Source organism: Mycobacterium sp., from assembly GCF_036490025.1.
Taxonomy (GTDB): Bacteria; Actinomycetota; Actinomycetes; order Mycobacteriales; family Mycobacteriaceae; genus Mycobacterium.
Genome location: NZ_DASXEP010000054.1, coordinates 37,004 through 56,125, shown reverse-complemented (window position 1 = coordinate 56,125; position 19,122 = coordinate 37,004). Strand labels below are relative to the sequence as shown.

Genomic DNA, 19,122 nt, shown 5'->3' with positions numbered 1-19,122 from the left:
AAAGCTAGCGCTGGTCGGGCGCGACCGCCTTGGCCAGTTGCTCGGGAATGTTGTTCACCCGGATGATCGCGTCGAGCAGCGAATGCGCGCACGAATTGCTGAGTTGGCCCGCGTCGGTGTCCGGGTGGATGATCCGCTGCCTGCAGATCTCGAAGGTCAGCGCCAGCCAGCCGTGGATGACGATGCGCAGGTCGCGTTCGACGTCCGGCTCGAGATGACTACCCGAGCCGTCGACCTCGCAGATGCGGCTCATGATGTGTTCCATCTGCCGGTCCTTGGCCTCATCGTCGATGCCGAGCAGGACCGGATCGGAGCGACCGAGCCCGACGTATGCGGCCCAGGCCGCGTGCGGGTGCTCCTGGTGATATTGCATGTAGGCAAGTACGCCGCCCCGCACCTCCTCGAAGAGATTCTCGCCGGGGGGCGGCGGCGTGTTGGTGGTCTCGAACAACTGGTCGGCCTGCCCCTTTACCACCGCGGCGAAGAATGCCCGCTTGTCGGGGAAGTAGTGGTACATCAACGCCCGGGACACCCCGGCCCGCTCCGCGATCTCGTCGATGCGGACCTCGTCGTAGGGCCGTTGCCCGAAGACTTCCGCGCCCAACGCCAGCAACTCGGCGCGGCGGTCGTCCGGGGATAACCGGCGCCGTGGGGTTCGCATAGAGCAGATGGTACTTGTCGATCCTTTGCGCAGGCGGTCAACGCTCACGAAGGTTCTGCAAACTTCTATTCGGCGTCGTCTTCGTCAATAGTTGGCGCTCCGCCGACGATCGCCGCGAAGCCCTGGCTGGCCGTTTACCTGGGGGTTTGCCCGCCCAGCGAAGTGAAGGCGGGCGTCGGGTGGCTTTGCGGCCCGCTGGCCGGGCAACCCGCAATCCGGGCAACCGACGCGCGGCGGCGCGGGCGACGCCGTCTGATCCGACCACTCGGACGCTGGTTTACCGCCAGCGGACCCACGGGTATACGCATGTGGCGCGTGTGTCCGCGCGTGACAGTGATAGAGGATTGCCGATGACCACACAACAGCAGCGCTCAACCGATGACCGACTTGGGCGCGAAGACAACGAAGTACACGCCGCCGTCAGGTTCGCCGTGCTGGCCGCGGCCGCGGGAGTGGGGTTTCTGATCGTTGCCGCGCTGTGGGACAGCACCTGTAAGGGCGCGATGTCCATCGACACCGTGGCATGCGGGGCGCCCCAGCTGACCATTCTGGCGTTCGGTGCCCCGGTGATCCTGCTGGCCACCGGGATCTGGGCTTTCGTGCGTACCTACCGGGTATGGCGCGACCACGGAACCTGGTGGGCATGGCAGGGCGCCGGATGGTTCTTGATGATGCTGATGTTCGTCACCCTCACCATGGGCGCCCCGATCGCTGGACCGATTCTGGCCCGTTGATCGGGCCGCTGAGCCCGGAAGGCTCAGTGGTGGCGCAGCTTGCTGATCAGCTTGCCCTTGGTCAGGCTCGAATAACCTGAGATACCAAGCTCTTTGGCTCGCTTCTTGAGTTGTGGAACAGTCCAGTCGTCATAGGAGCCCGACTGGCCGCCCGATTTGCCGACCTTCGATCGGCCGCGACCCGCTGCGGCATTGGAAATGCGGGCAGCCTTTTCCTTGGAGTCACCCTGCTTGCGCAGATCCTGGTAGAGCTTCTCATCTTTGATTGACGGGTTGGGCATCGTTACCTCCTGTTATCTCGGTAATCCTCGAGATCGTCGTCGACGCCGGGGATCTCCTGGCGCTGTTCCTGCCAGTCAGAGTCATTCGCCTCCACCGGCGGTCCGTCCTGGTCCGACTCGGCAGGCTCGAGCGTGGTTTCCTGCTGTTGCTCGACAGCGTCGGCGATCGGAGTCTCGTCGGAAAAGCTGTCACGTTGATCCATGAAGCTCCAATACGCGTCGTCTGGGTTTTATTTGTAGCCCCTTGTGGGTATTTGCTTCTGACCATGACGAGCTTGTCGGCCGGAGTTCCGCCATCACCCGATCATGGGGGACAAAATCACGAATGCGATGACATAGATGCCCACTGCGATCAATACGAGGATGACCAACGTGACGACGGAAACCACAGCGATGCGTCGAATGCGGCGCGTCCGCTGGACTTCCGTCGTTTCGCTTGAATCCATGGCACGTCGAATACCCGGCGCCGATCATGACTAACCAACTCGAACGCACGGGTAGTCTCGGTCAAACAATGCTTGGAGGCCCCATGACCGCTGCTGCAAAGTCAGTGGACAATCAGCAGCGCGGTGAGCGCGCCATCGAATTGCGCGTTGCGGCGAAGCTGGAGAACTTGGCTGTTTTGCGGACCCTGGTGGGAGCAGTCGGCGCCTTCGAAGATCTGGATTTCGACGCGGTCGCCGATCTGCGGCTCGCCGTGGACGAGGTGTGTACCAGGTTGATCCGCTCGGCCGTCCCGGGCAGCACGCTGGCGATCGTGGTCGATCCACGCGACGACGAGCTGAAGGTCGAGGCATCGACGACATGCGACGGCGATGACGTCGTGACCCCCGGCAGCTTCAGCTGGCATGTGCTGACGTCGTTGACCGACGAGGTGCAGACATTTCAGGACGGTCGCGGGCCAGAGGGCCACCGCGTTTTCGGTGTCACGCTGACCACCCGACGGGCGGGCTCTCACAGGTGACACCGCGAGCTGTCGGCGGTTCGTCATCTCGTCCCAACGAATACGCCGACGTTCCCGACATGTTTCGTGAGTTGGCTACCCTCGACGCCGACTCGTCGGATTTTCAGCGTCACCGGGACAAGATCGTCGCGCGCTGTCTGCCGCTGGCCGATCACATTGCCCGCCGTTTCGAGGGTCGCGGGGAACCCCGCGACGACCTGGTTCAAGTGGCACGCGTGGGACTGGTCAACGCTGTCGCCCGCTTTGACGTCGAGACGGGCTCTGACTTCGTCTCCTTTGCGGTACCCACCATCATGGGAGAGGTCCGCCGGCATTTCCGGGACAACAGCTGGTCGGTGAAGGTCCCGCGGCGTCTGAAGGAACTACACCTACGGCTCGGCACCGCGACCGCCGACCTTTCGCAGCGGCTGGGCCGCGCTCCGACAGCGACCGAGTTGTCCCACGAACTCGATATGGACCGCGCCGAAGTCATCGAGGGCCTGGTGGCGGGCAGCTCCTACAACACCCTGTCCATCGACAGCGGCGGTGGCAGCGGCGACGAGGAAGCCCGAGCGATCGCAGACACGCTGGGCGACGTCGACGCCGGTCTGGAGCGGATAGAGAACCGCGAGTCATTACGACCGCTGTTGGACGGCCTGCCTGACCGCGAGCGAACAGTGTTGGTGCTCAGGTTCTTCGAATCGATGACGCAGACACAGATTGCCGATCGCGTGGGCATTTCCCAAATGCATGTCTCGCGATTACTGGCCAAATCGCTGGCGCGGTTACGGGATGAGCTGGAATAACTGGTCTGGATCCCGGTTTTCGTCGTCTGTATCCAGCACATCGTGCACCGACTTGACCAACGGCAGCGTGCTGTCGGGGTCGCAGATCCGAAGTAGCCGAGTCACGGCCTTGTTCGGGACCACGGCCCAGCGCACATTCGCGCCCGCGCACTTGACGTTGATCAGGTGTAGTGCCGAAAAGCCGGCGGTGCCAAAGAATTCCAGGTCGGTCAGGTCCAGGATCAGTGGCATCGAGTGCGCGATGCAACGGTCGAAATAGTCGGCGAGCTGAGTTGCATTGGAGGCGTCGAGCTCGCCGCGGACGGTGATCACCACACGCGACGAATCCCACTCCGCGGTGAATCGTGCGGAATGGTTTTCCCACGCGGGCGATGGCAGTGCTGCGTCGGATTCACGAACCTGCGAAGCAGAATTCAGGTGTAGAGCAGACATCAAGTGACTCCATCAGTCGACAATCATCTGTGGATCACGTCAAGCGGATTACCTGCCGCGCGCGAGGAGAAGCTGGGAGGACCGGCCCCCCCTTGCGTCAATTAACGCTTTTTCCGGGCGGCTGCGAACTCAACCTGGATCAAACAGTACCCCGGCCCCGCGGTGCCCACAACGCTTGAGAACGTTTCTCAGAAAGCCTGGTAAATGCTTATCTCGAATTCTGTTCAGGCACAACGACTGCGGCGGCGAACCTGAGAACTGACTCAGCTGCCGCGGCGGCCGCGTCGGCGTGGCCGGTACGGGCTCGGGTGACGACCTCTGCGGTGGCCGGATCCAGCGTCACCTGAGCCAACAACTCACCGGTCGTGACCTCGCACACCGCCCAGCAGAAGCGGGAGTCCGTCGACCAATCGGCGACACTGCGCGCGACATGGTCCGGTTCGGTCACACCCAGCTCGGCCAACGCGGGACGGTCGTCGATGCGGCCGTCGGCGCGCAAGCCGCGCAGATACCACTGCCCGGCGTTGATCTCGATAGGGTCGATAAGCCCCGGCCGCGCTACTTGATCTCGGCGAGCACCGTGCCCTGGGTGACAGCGGCCCCAGTCTCGACGGCCAAACCGGTGACAACGCCGTCTTTGTGCGCGGTCACCGGGTTTTCCATCTTCATGGCTTCCAAGACCACCACCAGGTCGCCGGCCGAGACCTCTTGTCCCTCCTCGACGGCAACCTTGACCACGGTGCCTTGCATCGGGGCGGTCACCGAGTCACCGGACGCCGCGGCTCCGCCGGCAGCACCTCGCTTGCGCGGCTTAGGCTTCTTGCGGATGACACCGGCCGCGTCGGCACCGCCGTTGGACAGCGCCAGATCGCCCGGCAGCGACACCTCGAGCCGTCGGCCGCCGACCTCGACGACCACCTTCTGCCGCGGCAGTGCCTCGTCCTCATCGATGGGCTCGCCGCCGGTGAACGGTTCGATGGTGTTGTCCCACTCGGTCTCGATCCAGCGGGTGTGCACGGTGAAGCCGTTGCCGTCACCGATGAACGCCGGGTCGGACACCACCGCCCGGTGGAACGGGATGACCGTCGCCAACCCTTCGACGTGGAACTCGTCCAGCGCCCGGCGCGAGCGCGCCAAGGCCTCTTCGCGAGTGGCGCCGTAGACGATCAGCTTGGACAGCATCGAGTCGAACTGCCCGCCGATCACCGAACCGGCTTCGACGCCGGAATCCAGCCGGACACCGGGCCCGGTGGGAATGTCATACCGGGTGACCGGGCCGGGGGCGGGCAGGAAGCCGCGTCCGGCGTCCTCGCCGTTGATCCGGAACTCGATGGCATGCCCGCGCGGGGTGGGGTCCTCGGTGATGTCCAGCTTCTCGCCGTTGGCGATCTTGAACTGCTGCAGCACCAGGTCGATGCCCGCGGTCTCCTCAGTGACCGGGTGCTCGACCTGCAAACGGGTGTTGACCTCAAGGAACGAGATCAGCCCGTCCTGGCCGACCAGGTACTCCACCGTGCCGGCGCCGTAGTAGTGCGCCTCTTTGCAGATCCGCTTGGCCGACTCGTGGATTTCCTTACGCTGGGCGTCGGTCAGGAACGGCGCGGGCGCCTCCTCGACCAGCTTCTGGAAGCGGCGCTGCAGCGAGCAGTCGCGGGTCCCGGCGACGACGACGTTGCCGTGCTGATCGGCAATCACCTGCGCCTCGACGTGGCGTGGCTTGTCCAGATAGCGCTCGACGAAGCATTCGCCGCGGCCGAACGCCGCGACCGCCTCGCGGGTCGCCGACTCGAACAGCTCGGGGATCTCCTCGATGGTGCGGGCCACCTTCATACCGCGGCCACCGCCGCCGAAGGCCGCCTTGATCGCGATCGGCACGCCGTATTCCCTGGCGAAGGCAACCACCTCGTCGGCATCCTTCGCCGGCTCGGGGGTGCCGGGCACCAGCGGCGCCTGCGCACGGGCGGCGATGTGCCGGGCGGTGACCTTGTCACCGAGGTCGCGGATCGACTGCGGGCTGGGCCCGATCCAGATCAGGCCGGCGTCGATCACCGCCTGAGCGAAGTCGGCGTTCTCCGACAGGAAGCCGTAGCCGGGGTGAATCGCGTTGGCGCCGGACTTCTCGGCAGCCTCCAAGATCTTGCCGAAGTCCAAGTAGGACTCGGCTGAGGTCTGACCACCCAGCGCGAAGGCCTCGTCGGCCAGCTTCACGTGCGGGGCTTCGGCGTCGGGCTCGGCGTACACCGCCACACAGGGCAGACCGGCATCCTTGGCCGCGCGGATCACCCGCACCGCGATCTCACCCCGATTCGCGACCAGAACCTTAGAGATCCTCGCGGTCGTCGAGCTGGCGTGACTAGGCACTGCGCCTCCTGTATGGCTGAACACTTCTCACGTTGTCTAAGAGAAATTCTTACAAGTCGTGTCGGGGGAAGTTTAAGCGGCGCGCCGTGGGCGATACGACCCGGTGTCTACTTCAGGCTGACTCGCGCAGGCGACGCTTGATTCGGGCCAGCATCCCCGACATGCCACGCAGCCGCAGCGGGCTGACCAAGGCGGCCAGGCCAAGCTCGGCGTAGAAATCCTCCGGCACTGCCAGGATGTCGGCGGCAGGCTGCTCGTCGAGGCCGGCAGCCAGTATCGACGCGAAACCACGAGTGGTAGGCGCTTCGGCCGGCGCGCTGAAGTGCAGCCGCACCCGGTTGACGTCGCTGGCATCGACGTGCAGAAACACTGGCGATTGGCACTCAGGCACCGGCTCCATCGCCGCCTCTTCCAGATCGGCCGGCAACGCCGGCAGATCATTGGCGAATTCCAGCAACAGCGTGAGCTTGTCCTGGCCTTCGACCTCGGCGAAGTCGGAGACCACCTCGGCCAGCGGCGCGGGCATGCTCATAGCGCCGGCACGGCTCCCGGGCTTTCGCCGGCGACGATCGGCACTCGCACGGCGTTACCCCATTCGGTCCACGAACCGTCGTAGTTGCGCACACCGGGGATGCCGAGCAGATGCGTCAACACGAACCAGGTGTGGCTGGACCGCTCGCCGATGCGACAGTAGACGATCGTTTTGTCGTCCGGCTCGATGAACCCGTAGAGCTCCGCCAGCTCGTCTCGGCTGCGGAACCGTCCGCTGTCGTCGGCGGCCTTTCCCCACGGGATCGAGCGCGCCGACGGGATGTGGCCGGCGCGCAACGCGCCTTCCTCCGGGTAGTCCGGCATATGGGTGCGCTTGCCGGTGTATTCGTCGGGTGAGCGCACATCGATCAGCGGCTCGGAACCCAGCACGGTCAGCACGTCTTCTTTGAATGCGCGGATCGGCGCGTCGTTGCGCTCCACGACGGGATAGCCCGAGGATGTTCGGTTCGGGACATCCAACGTGGTGTCGCGTCCGTCGGACATCCACAGGTCGCGCCCGCCGTTGAGCAGCCGCACATCCGGATGGCCGAAGAGCGTGAAGACCCACAGTGCGTACGCCGCCCACCAATTGCTCTTGTCGCCGTAGATCACCACGGTGTCGTCGCGTGAAATGCCTTTGCGGTCCATCAATTCCGCGAACTGCTTGCCGTTGATGTAGTCGCGCACCCGTGGGTCGTTGAGGTCGGTGTGCCAGTCGACTTTGACCGCGCCGGGGATGTGGCCCACGTCGTAGAGCAGGACGTCTTCGTCGGATTCGACGATGGCAAGCCCGGGCCGACCCAAGTTGCCGGACAGCCAGTCGGCGGTGACCAGGCGTTCCGGGTGGGCGTAGGCGCTCAGCGTCGGGCTGGGATCTGCTGGCAGAGGCACACCGCGAGCCTACCTGCCGGTTGGTTTCGGTTGCCTCGGCGTCGACGCTCGGGTGGCGGTCGGATTGGCCGCCCACAGCTCGGCGACCGACACACCGACGCGTTCCAGCAGGGCCCTGGTCTGGGGCAGACTCAAGCCGATGACGTTGGACGGATCGCCCTCGATCCGCTCGACGAACCAACCGCCCAGCCCGTCCAGGGTGAACCCTCCGGCGACCGCCAGCGGCTCGCCGCTGTGCAGATAAGCATCCAGGTCCGCGGCCGTCGGCGTGGCGAAATGCACTGTGGTGACCAATGATTCGGCTGCCCGGCAACTGACTTTGCTGTCGATCAGCCGCACCAGGCAGTGTCCGGTGTGCAGCTCGGCCGACCGACCGCTCATCGTTTGCCACTCGCGTCGCGCGACAGCGGTCGACGCGGGCTTGCCGGCCAGCCGGCCATCGATATAAAGCATCGAATCACAGCCGATGACAACGCAATCCGCGGCGACCGAGTCATCCAGCACGGCCGCGACCTGATCGGCCTTGGCCTCGGCCAGCCGGCGAACCACGTCGCCCGCGGTGGCGTCCGGTCCCAACTCGGCGAGTATCGCGTCCTCGTCCACACCCGAAACCACAACCACTGGATCGACACCGGCCTGCCGCAGCACCCGCAGCCGGCCCGCCGAAGCGGACCCGAGCACCAGCCGCGTCATGCGCCACTCCTCGATCGCGGCTGCGCCGGCATCATCGTCGTGCCGGGCGGGTCATTTTCGCATGTGGGTCCGTTGCACCAGGGTGAGCTTCTGCCAGCTGAAGACCGAGTAACGCAGTTTGTCGACGGGCAGCCCCCACCGGGTGATCTCGGGCTGCCCGGGCTCACCGGGGCCGGCCGCGGCGCTGCCCAGCACCGTGATCAGCGCCGCCAGCTCCTGGTCGGTCGGCTGGCCCTTGAGCACCCGGATGTGCGGCTCGTGTGGCTGATCTGCGGCCGGCGTTTGGTCGCTCACTGCGTTCGCTTCGCTCGTTCCGCTCACAGCGGGATGTTCCCGTGCTTCTTCGGCGGCACCTGGGCAATCTTGCGCTCCAGCAGCCGCAGTGCCGTCCCGATGTAGCCGCGGGTGTGCGACGGCGGGATCACCGCGTCGACGTAGCCCCGCTCGGCGGCGATGTACGGGTTGACCAGGGTGTCCTCGTACTCCTGCTGTAACTGCAGCCGCAGCGCGTCAACATCCTCGCCGTTCTTGGCCGCTTCGCTGAGCTGTTGGCGGTAGACGAAGCCGACCGCGCCGGAGGCGCCCATCACCGCGATCTGAGCGGTCGGCCAGGCGACGTTGACGTCGCAGCCCATGTCCTTGGAGCCCATGACGCAGTAGGCACCGCCGTAGGCCTTGCGGGTGATGACGGTGATCTTGGGAACGGTGGCCTCGCCGTAGGCGTACAGCAGCTTGGCGCCGCGGCGGATGATGCCGTTGAATTCCTGTCCGGTGCCGGGCAAAAAGCCCGGCACGTCGACCAGCATGACGATCGGGATGTTGAAGCAGTCGCAGGTCCGCACGAAGCGGGCGGCTTTCTCCGAGGCGTTGATGTCCAGGCAGCCGGCGAAATGGGTGGGCTGGTTGGCCACGATGCCGACCGGGTGGCCTTCGATGCGACCGAACCCGATCACGATGTTCTGCGCGTAACCGGATTGCACCTCGAGGAACTCGTCGTCGTCGAGGATGCGGGTGATCACCTCGTGCATGTCGTAGGGCTGGTTGGCCGAGTCCGGGATCAGCGTGTCCAGCTCGATGTCCTCCTCGGTGAGGTTGTCCTCGATGGCGCCCTCGGGAACCGGCACCGGATACCGCGGCGGATCGGTGAAGTTGTTCGGTGGCAGGTAGCTCAGCAGATCGCGGACGTAATCGAAGGCGTCCTGTTCGCCGGAGGCGACATAGTGCGCCGTTCCGGACTTGGCCATGTGCGTGTGCGCGCCGCCGAGTTCCTCCATCGTCACGTCTTCGCCGGTGACGGTCTTGATGACGTCGGGGCCGGTGATGAACATCTGACTGGTCTGGTCGACCATCACCACGAAGTCGGTCAGTGCCGGCGAGTAGACGTGGCCACCGGCGGCCGCACCCATGATCAGCGAGATCTGCGGGATCACGCCGGAGGCCAGGATGTTGTTGCGGAAGATCGAGCTGTACAGGCCGAGGGAGACCACACCCTCCTGGATGCGCGCGCCCGCGCCGTCATTGATTCCGATCAGCGGCCGGCCGGTCTTGATGGCCAACTCCTGCACTTTGACGATCTTTTCGCCGTAGACCTCGCCGAGGCTGCCGCCGAACACCGTGACGTCCTGGCTGAAGATGCAGACGTCGCGGCCGTCGACGGTGCCGTAGCCGGTGACGACGCCGTCACCGAGCGGGCGCTTCTCGGCCAGCCCGAAGTTGGTGCTGCGGTGGCGGGCCAACGCGTCGAGTTCGACGAACGATCCCTCGTCGAGCAGCGCGTAGATGCGCTCGCGCGCGGTGAGTTTGCCCTTCGCGTGCACCTTCTCGACGGCGGTTTCACCCACCGGGTGCAGCGTCTCCTCGCTCCGCTTGCGCAGTTCGGCGAGCTTGCCCGCGGTGGTGTGAATGTCGATATCGTGCTCGGCCTGCGCCTCGACCGAAGTCTCCGAAGTGCTCGTCATGGCTTTCGATCTTAGCGGTCCCTTAGATTGCGCCCGTCAACCGCGCGTCGAGCGGGTATTCAAGGCGGGAGTTTTGCACGAATCCCGCCGTCAGCGCACAGTGGAAGCCCAGAACGCGCACTCGGCAAAACGGCACTTAGGCTGGTCGGAATGGACAACGACTCACCGAGAGCACCGTTGGATCCGGCGGCGCTGCGCGACGGGCTGGTAGGGGCCGGTCTGCCGTGGCGTGAGCTCGACGTGATCGCCGAAACAGGTTCCACCAACGCCGATTTGATCGCACGAGCAGAAGCCGGGGCCGACATCGACGGGTCGGTGTTGCTCGCCGAGCACCAGAACGCCGGTCGGGGCCGTCATGGCCGGCAGTGGTTGTCGCCGCCGCGGGCGCAGGTAGCCCTGTCGGTGGGGGTGGCCGGCGGCTCGGTACCCCGGACCGGTTGGGGATGGCTGCCACTGGCGACCGGGGTCGCGGTGGCTGACGCGCTGGCCGCGCACGGTGTGCAGGCGGGCCTGAAGTGGCCGAACGATGTGCTGGTCAACGGCGGCAAGCTGGCCGGGATCCTGGCCGAGGTCGCCGCGCCGACGCCGGTGATCGTGCTCGGCCTCGGGCTCAACGTGACGTTGACCGCCGGTGAAGCACCGGACCCGGTGGCCACCTCGCTGCTGATGCTGGGCTCATCGGCCACCGATCGAAATACATTGGCGCGCAGCATACTTCGCGAGCTAGCGGCGCGCGTCGACGCTTGGCGCGCCGCCGGGGGCGCCGACCCGGCGCTGATCGCCGACTATCAGCGCTACAGCGTGACGCTGGGGTCCCGGGTGCGGGCCAGCATGCCCGGTGATCGTGAGGTGGTCGGGATCGCCGCCACCATCGACGAGACCGGGCGATTGTGCGTCGACACCGGTGGTCAGGTGGTGGCGATCTCGGCCGGCGACATCACGCACCTGCGTCCCAGCGGCTAAAGTGCCGGCGTGGGCTACCCCGACAAGGTGCTGGCGGGCGACGAACAAGTCGTGCTGCACCGTCACCCGCACTGGAAGCGACTGATCGGACCGGTCTTGGTCCTGATCCTGGCGAGTGCGGCGGCGTCATTCGGCTCCGCGGTGGTCAACGCCACCAACTGGGACCCGACCGCGAAGAGGGTCGTCTTCGCGGTCATCGGGGTGATCTGGCTGGTGCTCATCGGCTGGCTGACGCTGTGGCCATTCCTGAACTGGCTCACCACACATTTCGTCATCACCGACCGGCGAGTGATGTTCCGGCACGGGGTGTTGAGCCGAAGCGGCATCGATATCCCACTGGCCCGGATCAACAGCGTCGAATTCCGGCACCGGCTGATCGATCGGATTCTGCGCACCGGCACGCTGATCGTCGAGTCGGCGTCACAAGATCCGTTGGAGTTCTACGACATTCCGCGCGTGGAACAGGTCCACGCGCTGCTGTATCACGAGGTTTTCGACACCCTCGGATCCGAGGAATCGCCGAGCTGATCCGCCCGGCTGCGACGCGACCGCCAAGCCCGCATCAGCGTGACGTTGCCGCTCTCTCCGACGTTCTCGAACACCTCGGCGATACCGCCCGCGGTGAGCGCCGATTCCAGCGCCTGGTCCCCGGTCCGGGCCGACTCGTCCGGGAACACCCAGCGCCGGAAAGCCCAGAATCGGAACGCCATCTGCAACAGGTTGCCGATCAGGTAGGCGGAGATGAAGTCGGCGATGTTCTCGGCGGTCAGGGACACCATGGGCACCCGCAGCTGCAGGACGTAGCTGGAGATCCACAACGGCGCCATGCTCAGCAGGACCCCGACACCGCTGAAGGCAAAGAACAACAGCGCCTCGTGGTGGCGCTCGCGGCCGCCGCGGTCCCGGAAGCTCCATTCCCTGTTCAAGATGTAGGACGCGATGACCGCGACGATGCCGGCGATGACCTTGGCGGTCACCGGCTTGGGCTCCAAGATCGTCAGCTTCAGCGTGTAGAAGATCGCCGAGTCGATGACGAATGTGGTGCCGCCGACGATGGCGAACTTGATCAGTTCGTGGTGGCGCTCGGCGTAGGGGCGGATCGGCCCCGGCAGTCGGGCGATCGTGGCATCGGCGAAGGACACAATGTCGCAGTCTACGTATTAGTAGTCAAGGGTGCTCTGTGGCGGGGTAGCCGCCGCCAAATGGCCCGTTCAGCGGCCATGACACCATGATTGCCGTGACGAGTACCCGCAACGCTTCGCCGCAGGTCGCCATGGTCGGCGGTGGCCAGCTGGCCCGGATGACCCACCAGGCGGCGATCGCGTTGGGCCAGAGCTTGCGGGTGCTGGCCGCCGACGCCGCCGATCCCGCCGCCCAGGTCAGTCCCGACGTGGTGATCGGTGCGCACAACGACCTCGACGCGCTGCGCCGCGTTTCGGCCGGCGCCGCCGCGCTCACCTTCGATCACGAACACGTGCCCACCGAGCTGTTGGAAAAGCTGGTCGCTGAGGGCGTCAACGTCGCGCCGCCGCCGGAGGCGCTGATACATGCGCAGGACAAGCTCGTCATGCGGCGGCGATTGGAGGTGCTCGGCGCCGCAGTGCCGCGCTACGTGGCCGTCGAAAGCCGCGACGACCTGGACAGCATTGCCGAGTTCGCCCGCCAGGTGGATGGCCCGGTCGTGGTCAAGGCGGTTCGCGGCGGCTACGACGGCCGCGGAGTGCAGATGGCGGTCGATACGGCGCAGGCCCGCGAGATCGCGGGTCAATATTTAGATTCTGGCGTAGCGGTATTGGTCGAGCAGCGGGTCGCGATGCGACGCGAGCTTGCGGCGCTGGTGGCGCGATCGCCGTTCGGACAGGGCGCCGCTTGGCCGGTGGTCGAGACGGTGCAGCGCGACGGCATCTGCGTGCTGGTGATCGCGCCGGCTCCGGGGCTGCCCGACGACGTCGCTGCCGCGGCCCAGCAGCTGGCGCTGCGGTTGGCGGCAGAACTCGGCGTAGTCGGCGTGCTGGCGGTCGAGCTGTTCGAAACCGTCGAGGGGGAGCTGCTGGTCAACGAGCTGGCGATGCGCCCGCACAATTCCGGGCACTGGACTATGGATGGGTCGAACACCAGCCAGTTCGAGCAGCATCTGCGCGCGGTGCTGGACTATCCGCTCGGTAACACCGACGCCACCGTGCCGGTCACCGTGATGGCCAACGTGCTGGGTGCCGCGCAAACGCCGACGATGTCGCTCGATGAGCGCGTGCATCACCTGTTCGCGCGGCTGCCCGACGCCCGGGTTCACCTGTACGGCAAGGAAGAACGTCCGGGCCGCAAGATCGGGCACGTCAACTTCCTGGGCGGCTTTATGGAAGGCGGAGCGGCCGAGTTGGCCAACGTGCGTGAACGCGCCGAGCGCGCGGCACACTGGCTATCAGATGGGGAATGGACGGACGGATGGGATCCGCATGACTAGACCATCGCGCGTCGGCGTGATCATGGGCAGTGACAGCGATTGGACGGTGATGTCCGAGGCCGCCGACGCGCTGGCCGAATTCGATGTGCCCTACGAGGTCGGGGTCGTCTCGGCGCACCGCACGCCACAACGGATGCTCGACTATGCGCAGCAGGCTGCCGTCCGCGGCATCGAGGTGATCATCGCCGGTGCCGGCGGCGCGGCCCACCTGCCCGGCATGGTGGCATCGGCCACGCCGTTGCCGGTGATCGGCGTTCCGGTGCCGCTGGCCAAGCTGGATGGGCTGGACTCGCTGCTGTCGATCGTGCAGATGCCCGCCGGCGTGCCGGTGGCCGCGGTGTCGATCGGCGGTGCACGCAACGCGGGCCTGCTCGCAGTGCGCATTCTCGGGGTCTCGGATCCCGCGCTGCGCAGCCGAATCGTCGCTTTTCAGGAAGAGTTGGCGGAGTCGGTGCTGGCCAAGGATGCGGCGCTGAAACAGCGTCAGGGTAAAGTTACCGACCAGTAGCCCGGCGACAATGCGCGCCGCGCAGCGGCCCGGGAGAGCCGCGCAATCGGAGGCAGTTAAGGAGGCCGGGATGGCTCAGTGGGCCGGAGATTCCTCGTTCGATCTGTTCAAGCTGCCTGAGGAGCACGACGAGTTGCGGGCGGCGATCCGCGCGTTGGCGGAGAAAGAGATCGCCCCGTACGCCGCGGATGTGGACGAGAAGCCGCGGTTTCCCGAGGAGGCGTTGTCGGCGCTGAACGCGTCGGGCTTCAACGCCGTGCACGTTCCCGAGGCGTACGGCGGGCAGGGTGCGGATTCGGTTGCGGCGTGCATCGTGATCGAGGAAGTGGCGCGTGTCGACGCGTCCGCATCGTTGATCCCCGCGGTGAACAAGCTGGGCACGATGGGCCTGATCCTGCGCGGCTCCGAGGAACTGAAGAAGCAGGTGCTGCCGGCGTTGGCCTCCGACGGGGCGATGGCGTCGTACGCGTTGAGCGAGCGTGAAGCCGGCAGCGACGCCGCGGCGATGCGGACCCGGGCCAAGGCTGACGGTGACGACTGGATTCTGAACGGCGCCAAGGCCTGGATCACCAACGGCGGCAAGTCAACCTGGTACACGGTGATGGCGGTGACCGACCCGGCCAAGGGCGCCAACGGTATTTCGGCGTTCATGGTGCACAAGGACGACGAGGGTTTCAGCGTCGGGCCCAAGGAAAAGAAGCTGGGCATCAAGGGCTCGCCGACCACCGAGCTGTATTTCGAGAATTGCCGGGTTCCCGGCGATCGGATCATCGGCGAACCCGGCACCGGGTTCAAGACCGCGCTGGCCACGCTGGACCACACCCGCCCGACGATCGGCGCTCAAGCCGTCGGCATCGCCCAGGGCGCGGTGGATGCTGCAATCGCATACACCAAGGACCGTAAGCAGTTTGGCGAGTCGATCAGCACGTTCCAGGCTGTTCAGTTCATGCTGGCCGACATGGCGATGAAGGTCGAGGCCGCGCGGCTGCTGGTCTACTCGGCCGCCGCCCGCGCCGAGCGCGGCGAATCCAACCTGGGCTTCATCTCGGCGGCGTCGAAATGCTTTGCCTCCGACGTGGCGATGGAAGTCACCACCGATGCCGTGCAACTTTTCGGCGGCGCCGGATTCACCACCGACTTCCCGGTGGAGCGATTCATGCGCGACGCCAAGATCACTCAGATCTACGAGGGCACCAACCAGATTCAGCGCGTGGTGATGTCACGCGCATTGCTGCGCTGAATCCGCGAGTGCGTCTGGAATTCCACCAATGCGCGTTTAGCGCGTGCCCGTGGGCTGGTGAGACTACAGTCACTGTGCATCATGACCCGGAAATGCATTTGCCGTAGCCGCATCGGCGACCGCTCCATTCGTCGCGACCAGGTGTCCTAAGCACACCGCGAGAATGGGGCCCTGCCATGGTGGACGGCTTGCTGGAGCGCGATACGCAGCTGGCGCAGCTCGGTGTGCTGGCACGCCGCGTGACGCGCGGCGGCCCCGGGCACGTGGTGTTGCTGCGCGGGGAAGCCGGTGTCGGTAAAACCACCGTGCTGGCCCGTTTTGTCGGCCAGCTGGATCCACGACTGCGGGTGCTACGAGGTTGGTGTGACCCGTTGGGCGCGCCGCGTCCGCTGGGCCCGCTGACCGACGCGTTGGCAGGGCTTGATGCCTCCGCCGGGGCCGGGCTGGCCGCGGCCGTCGACTCGGGGGACACCGCACGGATCTATCGACAATTGTTGGCGGCGTTGGGCGACAGTGACCGATGGGTGTGGGTGATCGAGGACGCGCACTGGGCCGACGGCGCCACGCTGGATCTGGTGCGGTTCTTGGCGCGGCGCATCGCGACGTTGCGGCTGCTGCTGGTGATCTCGTACCGCGACGACGAACTGGGCGCGGCCCATCCGTTGGCGGTGACGTTGGGAGACGTGTCGAACTATGCAGCAGTGAACCGAATCGAGTTGGCGGCGTTGAGTTTATCGTCGGTGGCGACACTGGCCGCCGGCAGCGGACTCAACGCCGACGAGTTGCATCACATCACCGGCGGCAACCCGTTTTTCGTCACCGAGGTGCTGGCTGCCGGGCCGGACTCGATGACTCGGAAAGTCCTGCCGCGCAGCATCTCCGAGGCGGTATATGGCCGACTGGCCAGGTTGTCGGCCAAGGCGCGGGAAACGGCGCATGCGGTGGCGGTGTGCGGTCAGCGCGCCGATGTCGCACTGTTGGACGGAATGTGTCCCGAAGCGCGCACTGCGCTGCATGAGTGCCTGGGCGCCGGAGTGCTGACCGCCGAGGGAAACCTGGTTGGGTTTCGTCATGAGCTTGCCCGTCGGGCCACCCTGGCGCAGATCCCCGACTTCGACCGCATCGATCTGCACCGGCGCGCGCTGTCCGTACTGGCCGAACCGCCGGTCGACGTGAATGCGTTGGCGGCGCTGGCCTTTCACGCTGACGAGGCCGGTGAGATCCAAGCAGCTGTCCGCTACGGCATCGCCGCGGCCGAACGGGCCGCGTCGTTGGGCGCCAATCGGGAAGCCGCGAGCCTGTACGCGCTCGCTTTGCGTCGTGCCGACACGGTCTCCGATGAACAGCGGGCCGTCTGGCTGGAGCGACATGCGTTCGCGTGCTATCTGAGTGGGCAGGCCGAACCGGCGGTCGTCTCTTTGCGAGAGGCGATCACGTTGCGCCGCAAGCTCGGTGATCAGCTCGCAGAGGGCGACGGCCTGCGCTGGCTGTCACGCCTGCTGCAGCCGCTGGGACGTGCTGCCGAGGCCATCGATGCGGCACACGCGTCGCTGCGGCTACTGGAAAGCCTTGACCCGTCACCGCAGCTGGCCTGGTCGCTGATCAACATGGCGCATATCAGCGCGCTCGCGTTGGATCCGGCGTGCGCCGAGTACGCGGCCCGGGCGCATGCCCTGGGTCGCGAATTGCGTGATCCTGCAGTCGATATCCGGGCGCGCGGCTACACAGCGCTCGCCGCGGTGTTCAGCACCGGCACCGGCTGGGACGAACTGGAAGCAGTGTGGCGAGAGGCGTTGTCGACCCGGGGGTTGGAGGAACACGCCGGTGTTCTGGGCGTCTTGATCTATTGGTATGCGGTGCTGCGCTGCGAGTTACAACGCGCCGAGAGGTATTTGAGCGAAGCGTCGCAATTCTGTGCTGACCACGACCTCGCCATGTTCAGCTCGCTGCTGACCTCCGCGTCCACGCTGGCGGCGCTGCACGTCGGGGACTGGGATCGCGCGGCCGCCGCGGCCGAAGCGATCATCACCCGGCCCGAGCTCAGCGCACAGCACCGGCTCCTGCCGCTGGTGACGCTTACCCTGCTTGGTGCGCGGCGTGGCCAGCCATCCACTGCCGCGTTGGCAGCAGGCGCGCAGGGCGGCGCCCAACCCGGCGACCTGGTCCATCTGGGCGCGGTGTGGGCGGCGCGCGCGGAGGTGGCCTGGTTGGCCGGCGATGACGAGACCGCCGTTGCCGAAGCGCAGGCCGGGCTGGCATGCTCCCGCGACAACGCGGATCCGTGGCAGCTGGGCCAACTGCGCCGCTGGGTTCACTTGGCGGGCGGCACGATTGAGGCCGGCGATGGTGAGGCGCTCACCCCCTTCGACTCGGAAATCGGCGGGCAGTGGCAATGCGCTGCCGAAGCGTGGACGGCGCGCGGCTGTAGCTACGAGGCGGCGCTGGCCCAACTCGGCGGCGACATCTCCGCGGTGAAAGCGGCGCTGGCCACATTCCGTCGACTCGGTGCCAAGGCCGCGGCCCGCCGCGCTCAGCAGCGGCTGGCCGCCCTGCGCGAGCGGACCCCGCGCACTCGGCACGCGGACAAAGTGTCCGATCCGCATGCGTTGACGGGGCGTCAGCGCCAGGTGTTCGACCTGCTCGTCGCCGGGCTCAGCAATCCCGAGATCGCCGCCGAGCTGAATATCAGCCCCAAAACGGTCGGCCACCACGTCGAGGCGATCTTGGCCAAGCTGGGCGTACAGAACCGCACCCATGCGGTGGCCTACGCGCTACAGCACCAGGCCGCAGTACCCGTAAACCCGTGAGTCACGCCGTTGTCTGGGAAGCGGTGTGGCTCAAACCGGCCCATTCGACGCTGAGCAGACTTTCGGCCTGGTGTTCTTCCCGATAGGCCTTGCCGCCGCCGTTCAGCCCGAAGAGCCGTTTACTCCACAGCAGCCATATCACCGCCGCGATATTGACGATCAGAGCGACAACCCTTAGCGCCGTGATCTTTTCGGTCAGCTCGTAAATTTCCAGCGGGAGGAACACGCTGGTGGCGATCACCGCGAAATATTCGCCCCACCGTTGCACCAGCCACAACCCGACCGCCTCGACGAGCTCGATCAGCGCATAGCCGGCCAGGCCCAGCGCGATCCATTGCAGCGTCGACGACGACAACGCGAAGGCGTCGGCGATGTGGCGAACGAGCTTGGAGTTCTCCGGATCCCATCCAACTTGATTCGCCAATGGCTTGAGCAACGGGATGTCTCGGTCCAGGGCGTGCTGCAACCGCTCGCGCGATCCGCTGACCTTGAACACCCCAGCGGCCACCAACAGAAAAATGACGCTACGAATCGCGCGCTCGACGGCCAGCGCGCGCATCAACGTCCGATCCCGCAGGAACCGTCCGCGTGGGATTTCCGGCGCGGTGTTCGCCGGGCCGCTGCGTCGCGGGGGGCCGACGACGAAAGTCTCGCAACGCAGGCAACGCCAGGCTTCCCCGGCGGCCGTGTCGACCTTCAGTCGCTCGCGAAGCTTCGGCTCATCGGGAGCGAAAGTCGCGTGTCCACGCAATCCACACGAGCGCAGCGCAAAATCCACCATCCCTGCACGCTACAGCGATGTGCCCGACCGCCAAGGCTATCGGCTGACGCGCTCGAACTGTACGGTGACCA

The 19,122-nt window shown here is 66.1% G+C and carries 21 protein-coding genes and 1 pseudogene; 9 read left to right on the top strand and 13 right to left on the bottom strand.

Annotated elements, in window-relative coordinates; all coding sequences use genetic code 11:
* Positions 1-4: 4 nt before the first annotated feature.
* Entirely contained in the window at positions 5-661 is a 657-nt protein-coding gene (locus VGG53_RS06335; RefSeq protein ID WP_331517148.1) for a TetR/AcrR family transcriptional regulator, read from the bottom strand.
* A 350-nt stretch (positions 662-1,011) separates the two neighbouring features.
* Between VGG53_RS06335 and VGG53_RS06330 the strand changes: the two genes are divergently transcribed.
* A complete protein-coding gene (locus VGG53_RS06330) occupies positions 1,012-1,395 on the top strand; it encodes a hypothetical protein (RefSeq protein ID WP_331517147.1) in 384 nt (127 codons plus the stop codon).
* A gap of 23 nt (positions 1,396-1,418) precedes the next feature.
* Here VGG53_RS06330 and VGG53_RS06325 read toward each other — a convergent pair whose 3' ends face one another.
* Both VGG53_RS06325 and VGG53_RS06320 read right to left on the bottom strand, forming a co-directional pair.
* Positions 1,419-1,676: a DUF7218 family protein gene (locus VGG53_RS06325; RefSeq protein WP_331517146.1), complete on the bottom strand. Its 258-nt coding sequence runs from the start codon at positions 1,674-1,676 to the stop codon at positions 1,419-1,421.
* 2 nt (positions 1,677-1,678) lie between these two features.
* Positions 1,679-1,879 (bottom strand): hypothetical protein, encoded by a 201-nt coding sequence (locus VGG53_RS06320; protein WP_331517145.1) that lies wholly within the window; start codon positions 1,877-1,879, stop codon positions 1,679-1,681.
* Between the two features lie 326 nt (positions 1,880-2,205).
* Here VGG53_RS06320 and VGG53_RS06315 point away from each other — a divergent pair, with 326 nt between their 5' ends.
* Positions 2,206-2,640, top strand: a complete 435-nt coding sequence (locus VGG53_RS06315; protein WP_331517144.1) for an ATP-binding protein — start codon at positions 2,206-2,208, stop codon at positions 2,638-2,640.
* Entirely contained in the window at positions 2,637-3,425 is a 789-nt protein-coding gene (locus VGG53_RS06310) for an RNA polymerase sigma factor SigF (protein WP_331517143.1), read from the top strand. The genes VGG53_RS06315 and VGG53_RS06310 overlap by 4 nt, the downstream gene beginning before the upstream one ends.
* Here VGG53_RS06310 and VGG53_RS06305 read toward each other — a convergent pair.
* The 8 genes and pseudogenes from VGG53_RS06305 to VGG53_RS06270 form a co-directional block, all read right to left on the bottom strand.
* The gene (locus VGG53_RS06305; RefSeq protein WP_331517142.1) at positions 3,405-3,857 is read right to left on the bottom strand and encodes an STAS domain-containing protein; all 453 of its coding nucleotides are present in this window, start codon (positions 3,855-3,857) and stop codon (positions 3,405-3,407) included. The two genes, VGG53_RS06310 and VGG53_RS06305, sit on opposite strands and share 21 nt — an antisense overlap.
* 208 nt (positions 3,858-4,065) lie before the next feature.
* Positions 4,066-4,401, bottom strand: a complete 336-nt coding sequence (locus VGG53_RS06300) for a hypothetical protein (RefSeq protein ID WP_331517164.1) — start codon at positions 4,399-4,401, stop codon at positions 4,066-4,068.
* Between the two features lie 14 nt (positions 4,402-4,415).
* Positions 4,416-6,218 (bottom strand): acetyl/propionyl/methylcrotonyl-CoA carboxylase subunit alpha, encoded by a 1,803-nt coding sequence (locus VGG53_RS06295; RefSeq protein WP_331517141.1) that lies wholly within the window; start codon positions 6,216-6,218, stop codon positions 4,416-4,418.
* 112 nt (positions 6,219-6,330) lie between these two features.
* Positions 6,331-6,750, bottom strand: coding sequence for a SufE family protein (locus VGG53_RS06290; RefSeq protein WP_331517140.1), 420 nt, complete (start codon positions 6,748-6,750; stop codon positions 6,331-6,333).
* Positions 6,747-7,640 carry a sulfurtransferase gene (locus VGG53_RS06285; protein WP_331517139.1) on the bottom strand — a complete coding sequence of 298 codons (894 nt, stop codon included), beginning with the start codon at positions 7,638-7,640 and terminating at the stop codon, positions 6,747-6,749. The genes VGG53_RS06290 and VGG53_RS06285 overlap by 4 nt, the downstream gene beginning before the upstream one ends.
* A gap of 9 nt (positions 7,641-7,649) precedes the next feature.
* On the bottom strand, positions 7,650-8,333 hold the full coding sequence (locus VGG53_RS06280; RefSeq protein WP_331517138.1) for a nucleoside triphosphate pyrophosphatase: 684 nt from the start codon (positions 8,331-8,333) through the stop codon (positions 7,650-7,652).
* Positions 8,334-8,384: 51 nt separating this feature from the next.
* A pseudogene (locus VGG53_RS06275) lies at positions 8,385-8,654 on the bottom strand (acyl-CoA carboxylase subunit epsilon); the annotation flags it as partial.
* Positions 8,651-10,291, bottom strand: a complete 1,641-nt coding sequence (locus VGG53_RS06270; protein WP_331517137.1) for an acyl-CoA carboxylase subunit beta — start codon at positions 10,289-10,291, stop codon at positions 8,651-8,653. The pseudogene VGG53_RS06275 and the gene VGG53_RS06270, both read right to left, overlap by 4 nt.
* A gap of 150 nt (positions 10,292-10,441) precedes the next feature.
* Here VGG53_RS06270 and VGG53_RS06265 point away from each other — a divergent pair, with 150 nt between their 5' ends.
* Complete coding sequence (locus VGG53_RS06265; RefSeq protein ID WP_331517136.1) at positions 10,442-11,254, top strand: biotin--[acetyl-CoA-carboxylase] ligase; 813 nt, start codon at positions 10,442-10,444, stop codon at positions 11,252-11,254.
* Between the two features lie 9 nt (positions 11,255-11,263).
* Positions 11,264-11,782, top strand: a complete 519-nt coding sequence (locus tag VGG53_RS06260) for a PH domain-containing protein (RefSeq protein WP_331517135.1) — start codon at positions 11,264-11,266, stop codon at positions 11,780-11,782.
* Here the strand turns inward: VGG53_RS06260 and VGG53_RS06255 are convergent.
* The gene (locus VGG53_RS06255) at positions 11,737-12,396 is read right to left on the bottom strand and encodes a GtrA family protein (protein WP_331517134.1); all 660 of its coding nucleotides are present in this window, start codon (positions 12,394-12,396) and stop codon (positions 11,737-11,739) included. The genes VGG53_RS06260 and VGG53_RS06255 overlap by 46 nt on opposite strands.
* A gap of 86 nt (positions 12,397-12,482) precedes the next feature.
* Here VGG53_RS06255 and VGG53_RS06250 point away from each other — a divergent pair, with 86 nt between their 5' ends.
* From VGG53_RS06250 to VGG53_RS06235, 4 genes are all read left to right on the top strand, one after another.
* On the top strand, positions 12,483-13,715 hold the full coding sequence (locus VGG53_RS06250) for a 5-(carboxyamino)imidazole ribonucleotide synthase (RefSeq protein ID WP_331517133.1): 1,233 nt from the start codon (positions 12,483-12,485) through the stop codon (positions 13,713-13,715).
* Positions 13,708-14,223, top strand: a complete 516-nt coding sequence (purE, locus tag VGG53_RS06245) for a 5-(carboxyamino)imidazole ribonucleotide mutase (protein WP_331517132.1) — start codon at positions 13,708-13,710, stop codon at positions 14,221-14,223. The genes VGG53_RS06250 and purE overlap by 8 nt, the downstream gene beginning before the upstream one ends.
* Before the next feature lie 70 nt (positions 14,224-14,293).
* Positions 14,294-15,463 (top strand): acyl-CoA dehydrogenase, encoded by a 1,170-nt coding sequence (locus VGG53_RS06240; RefSeq protein WP_331517131.1) that lies wholly within the window; start codon positions 14,294-14,296, stop codon positions 15,461-15,463.
* 176 nt (positions 15,464-15,639) lie between these two features.
* The gene (locus VGG53_RS06235) at positions 15,640-18,270 is read left to right on the top strand and encodes an ATP-binding protein (RefSeq protein ID WP_331517130.1); all 2,631 of its coding nucleotides are present in this window, start codon (positions 15,640-15,642) and stop codon (positions 18,268-18,270) included.
* A 1-nt stretch (position 18,271) separates the two neighbouring features.
* Here the strand turns inward: VGG53_RS06235 and VGG53_RS06230 are convergent, their stop codons facing one another.
* Positions 18,272-19,051 carry a DUF2127 domain-containing protein gene (locus VGG53_RS06230; protein ID WP_331517129.1) on the bottom strand — a complete coding sequence of 260 codons (780 nt, stop codon included), beginning with the start codon at positions 19,049-19,051 and terminating at the stop codon, positions 18,272-18,274.
* Positions 19,052-19,122 lie beyond the last annotated feature (71 nt).

Excerpts from the sequence above, each read along its gene's own strand:
- VGG53_RS06330 (WP_331517147.1), top strand. The coding sequence starts at position 1,012 with ATGACCACACAACAGCAGCGCTCAACCGATGACCGACTTGGGCGCGAA.
- VGG53_RS06305 (WP_331517142.1), bottom strand. The coding sequence starts at position 3,857 with ATGTCTGCTCTACACCTGAATTCTGCTTCGCAGGTTCGTGAATCCGAC.
- VGG53_RS06290 (WP_331517140.1), bottom strand. The coding sequence starts at position 6,750 with ATGAGCATGCCCGCGCCGCTGGCCGAGGTGGTCTCCGACTTCGCCGAG.
- VGG53_RS06315 (WP_331517144.1), top strand. The coding sequence starts at position 2,206 with ATGACCGCTGCTGCAAAGTCAGTGGACAATCAGCAGCGCGGTGAGCGC.
- VGG53_RS06270 (WP_331517137.1), bottom strand. The coding sequence starts at position 10,291 with ATGACGAGCACTTCGGAGACTTCGGTCGAGGCGCAGGCCGAGCACGAT.
- VGG53_RS06280 (WP_331517138.1), bottom strand. The coding sequence starts at position 8,333 with ATGACGCGGCTGGTGCTCGGGTCCGCTTCGGCGGGCCGGCTGCGGGTG.
- VGG53_RS06320 (WP_331517145.1), bottom strand. The coding sequence starts at position 1,879 with ATGGATCAACGTGACAGCTTTTCCGACGAGACTCCGATCGCCGACGCT.
- VGG53_RS06230 (WP_331517129.1), bottom strand. The coding sequence starts at position 19,051 with ATGGTGGATTTTGCGCTGCGCTCGTGTGGATTGCGTGGACACGCGACT.
- VGG53_RS06325 (WP_331517146.1), bottom strand. The coding sequence starts at position 1,676 with ATGCCCAACCCGTCAATCAAAGATGAGAAGCTCTACCAGGATCTGCGC.
- VGG53_RS06335 (WP_331517148.1), bottom strand. The coding sequence starts at position 661 with ATGCGAACCCCACGGCGCCGGTTATCCCCGGACGACCGCCGCGCCGAG.
- VGG53_RS06235 (WP_331517130.1), top strand. The coding sequence starts at position 15,640 with ATGGTGGACGGCTTGCTGGAGCGCGATACGCAGCTGGCGCAGCTCGGT.
- VGG53_RS06265 (WP_331517136.1), top strand. The coding sequence starts at position 10,442 with ATGGACAACGACTCACCGAGAGCACCGTTGGATCCGGCGGCGCTGCGC.
- VGG53_RS06250 (WP_331517133.1), top strand. The coding sequence starts at position 12,483 with ATGATTGCCGTGACGAGTACCCGCAACGCTTCGCCGCAGGTCGCCATG.
- purE (WP_331517132.1), top strand. The coding sequence starts at position 13,708 with ATGACTAGACCATCGCGCGTCGGCGTGATCATGGGCAGTGACAGCGAT.
- VGG53_RS06240 (WP_331517131.1), top strand. The coding sequence starts at position 14,294 with ATGGCTCAGTGGGCCGGAGATTCCTCGTTCGATCTGTTCAAGCTGCCT.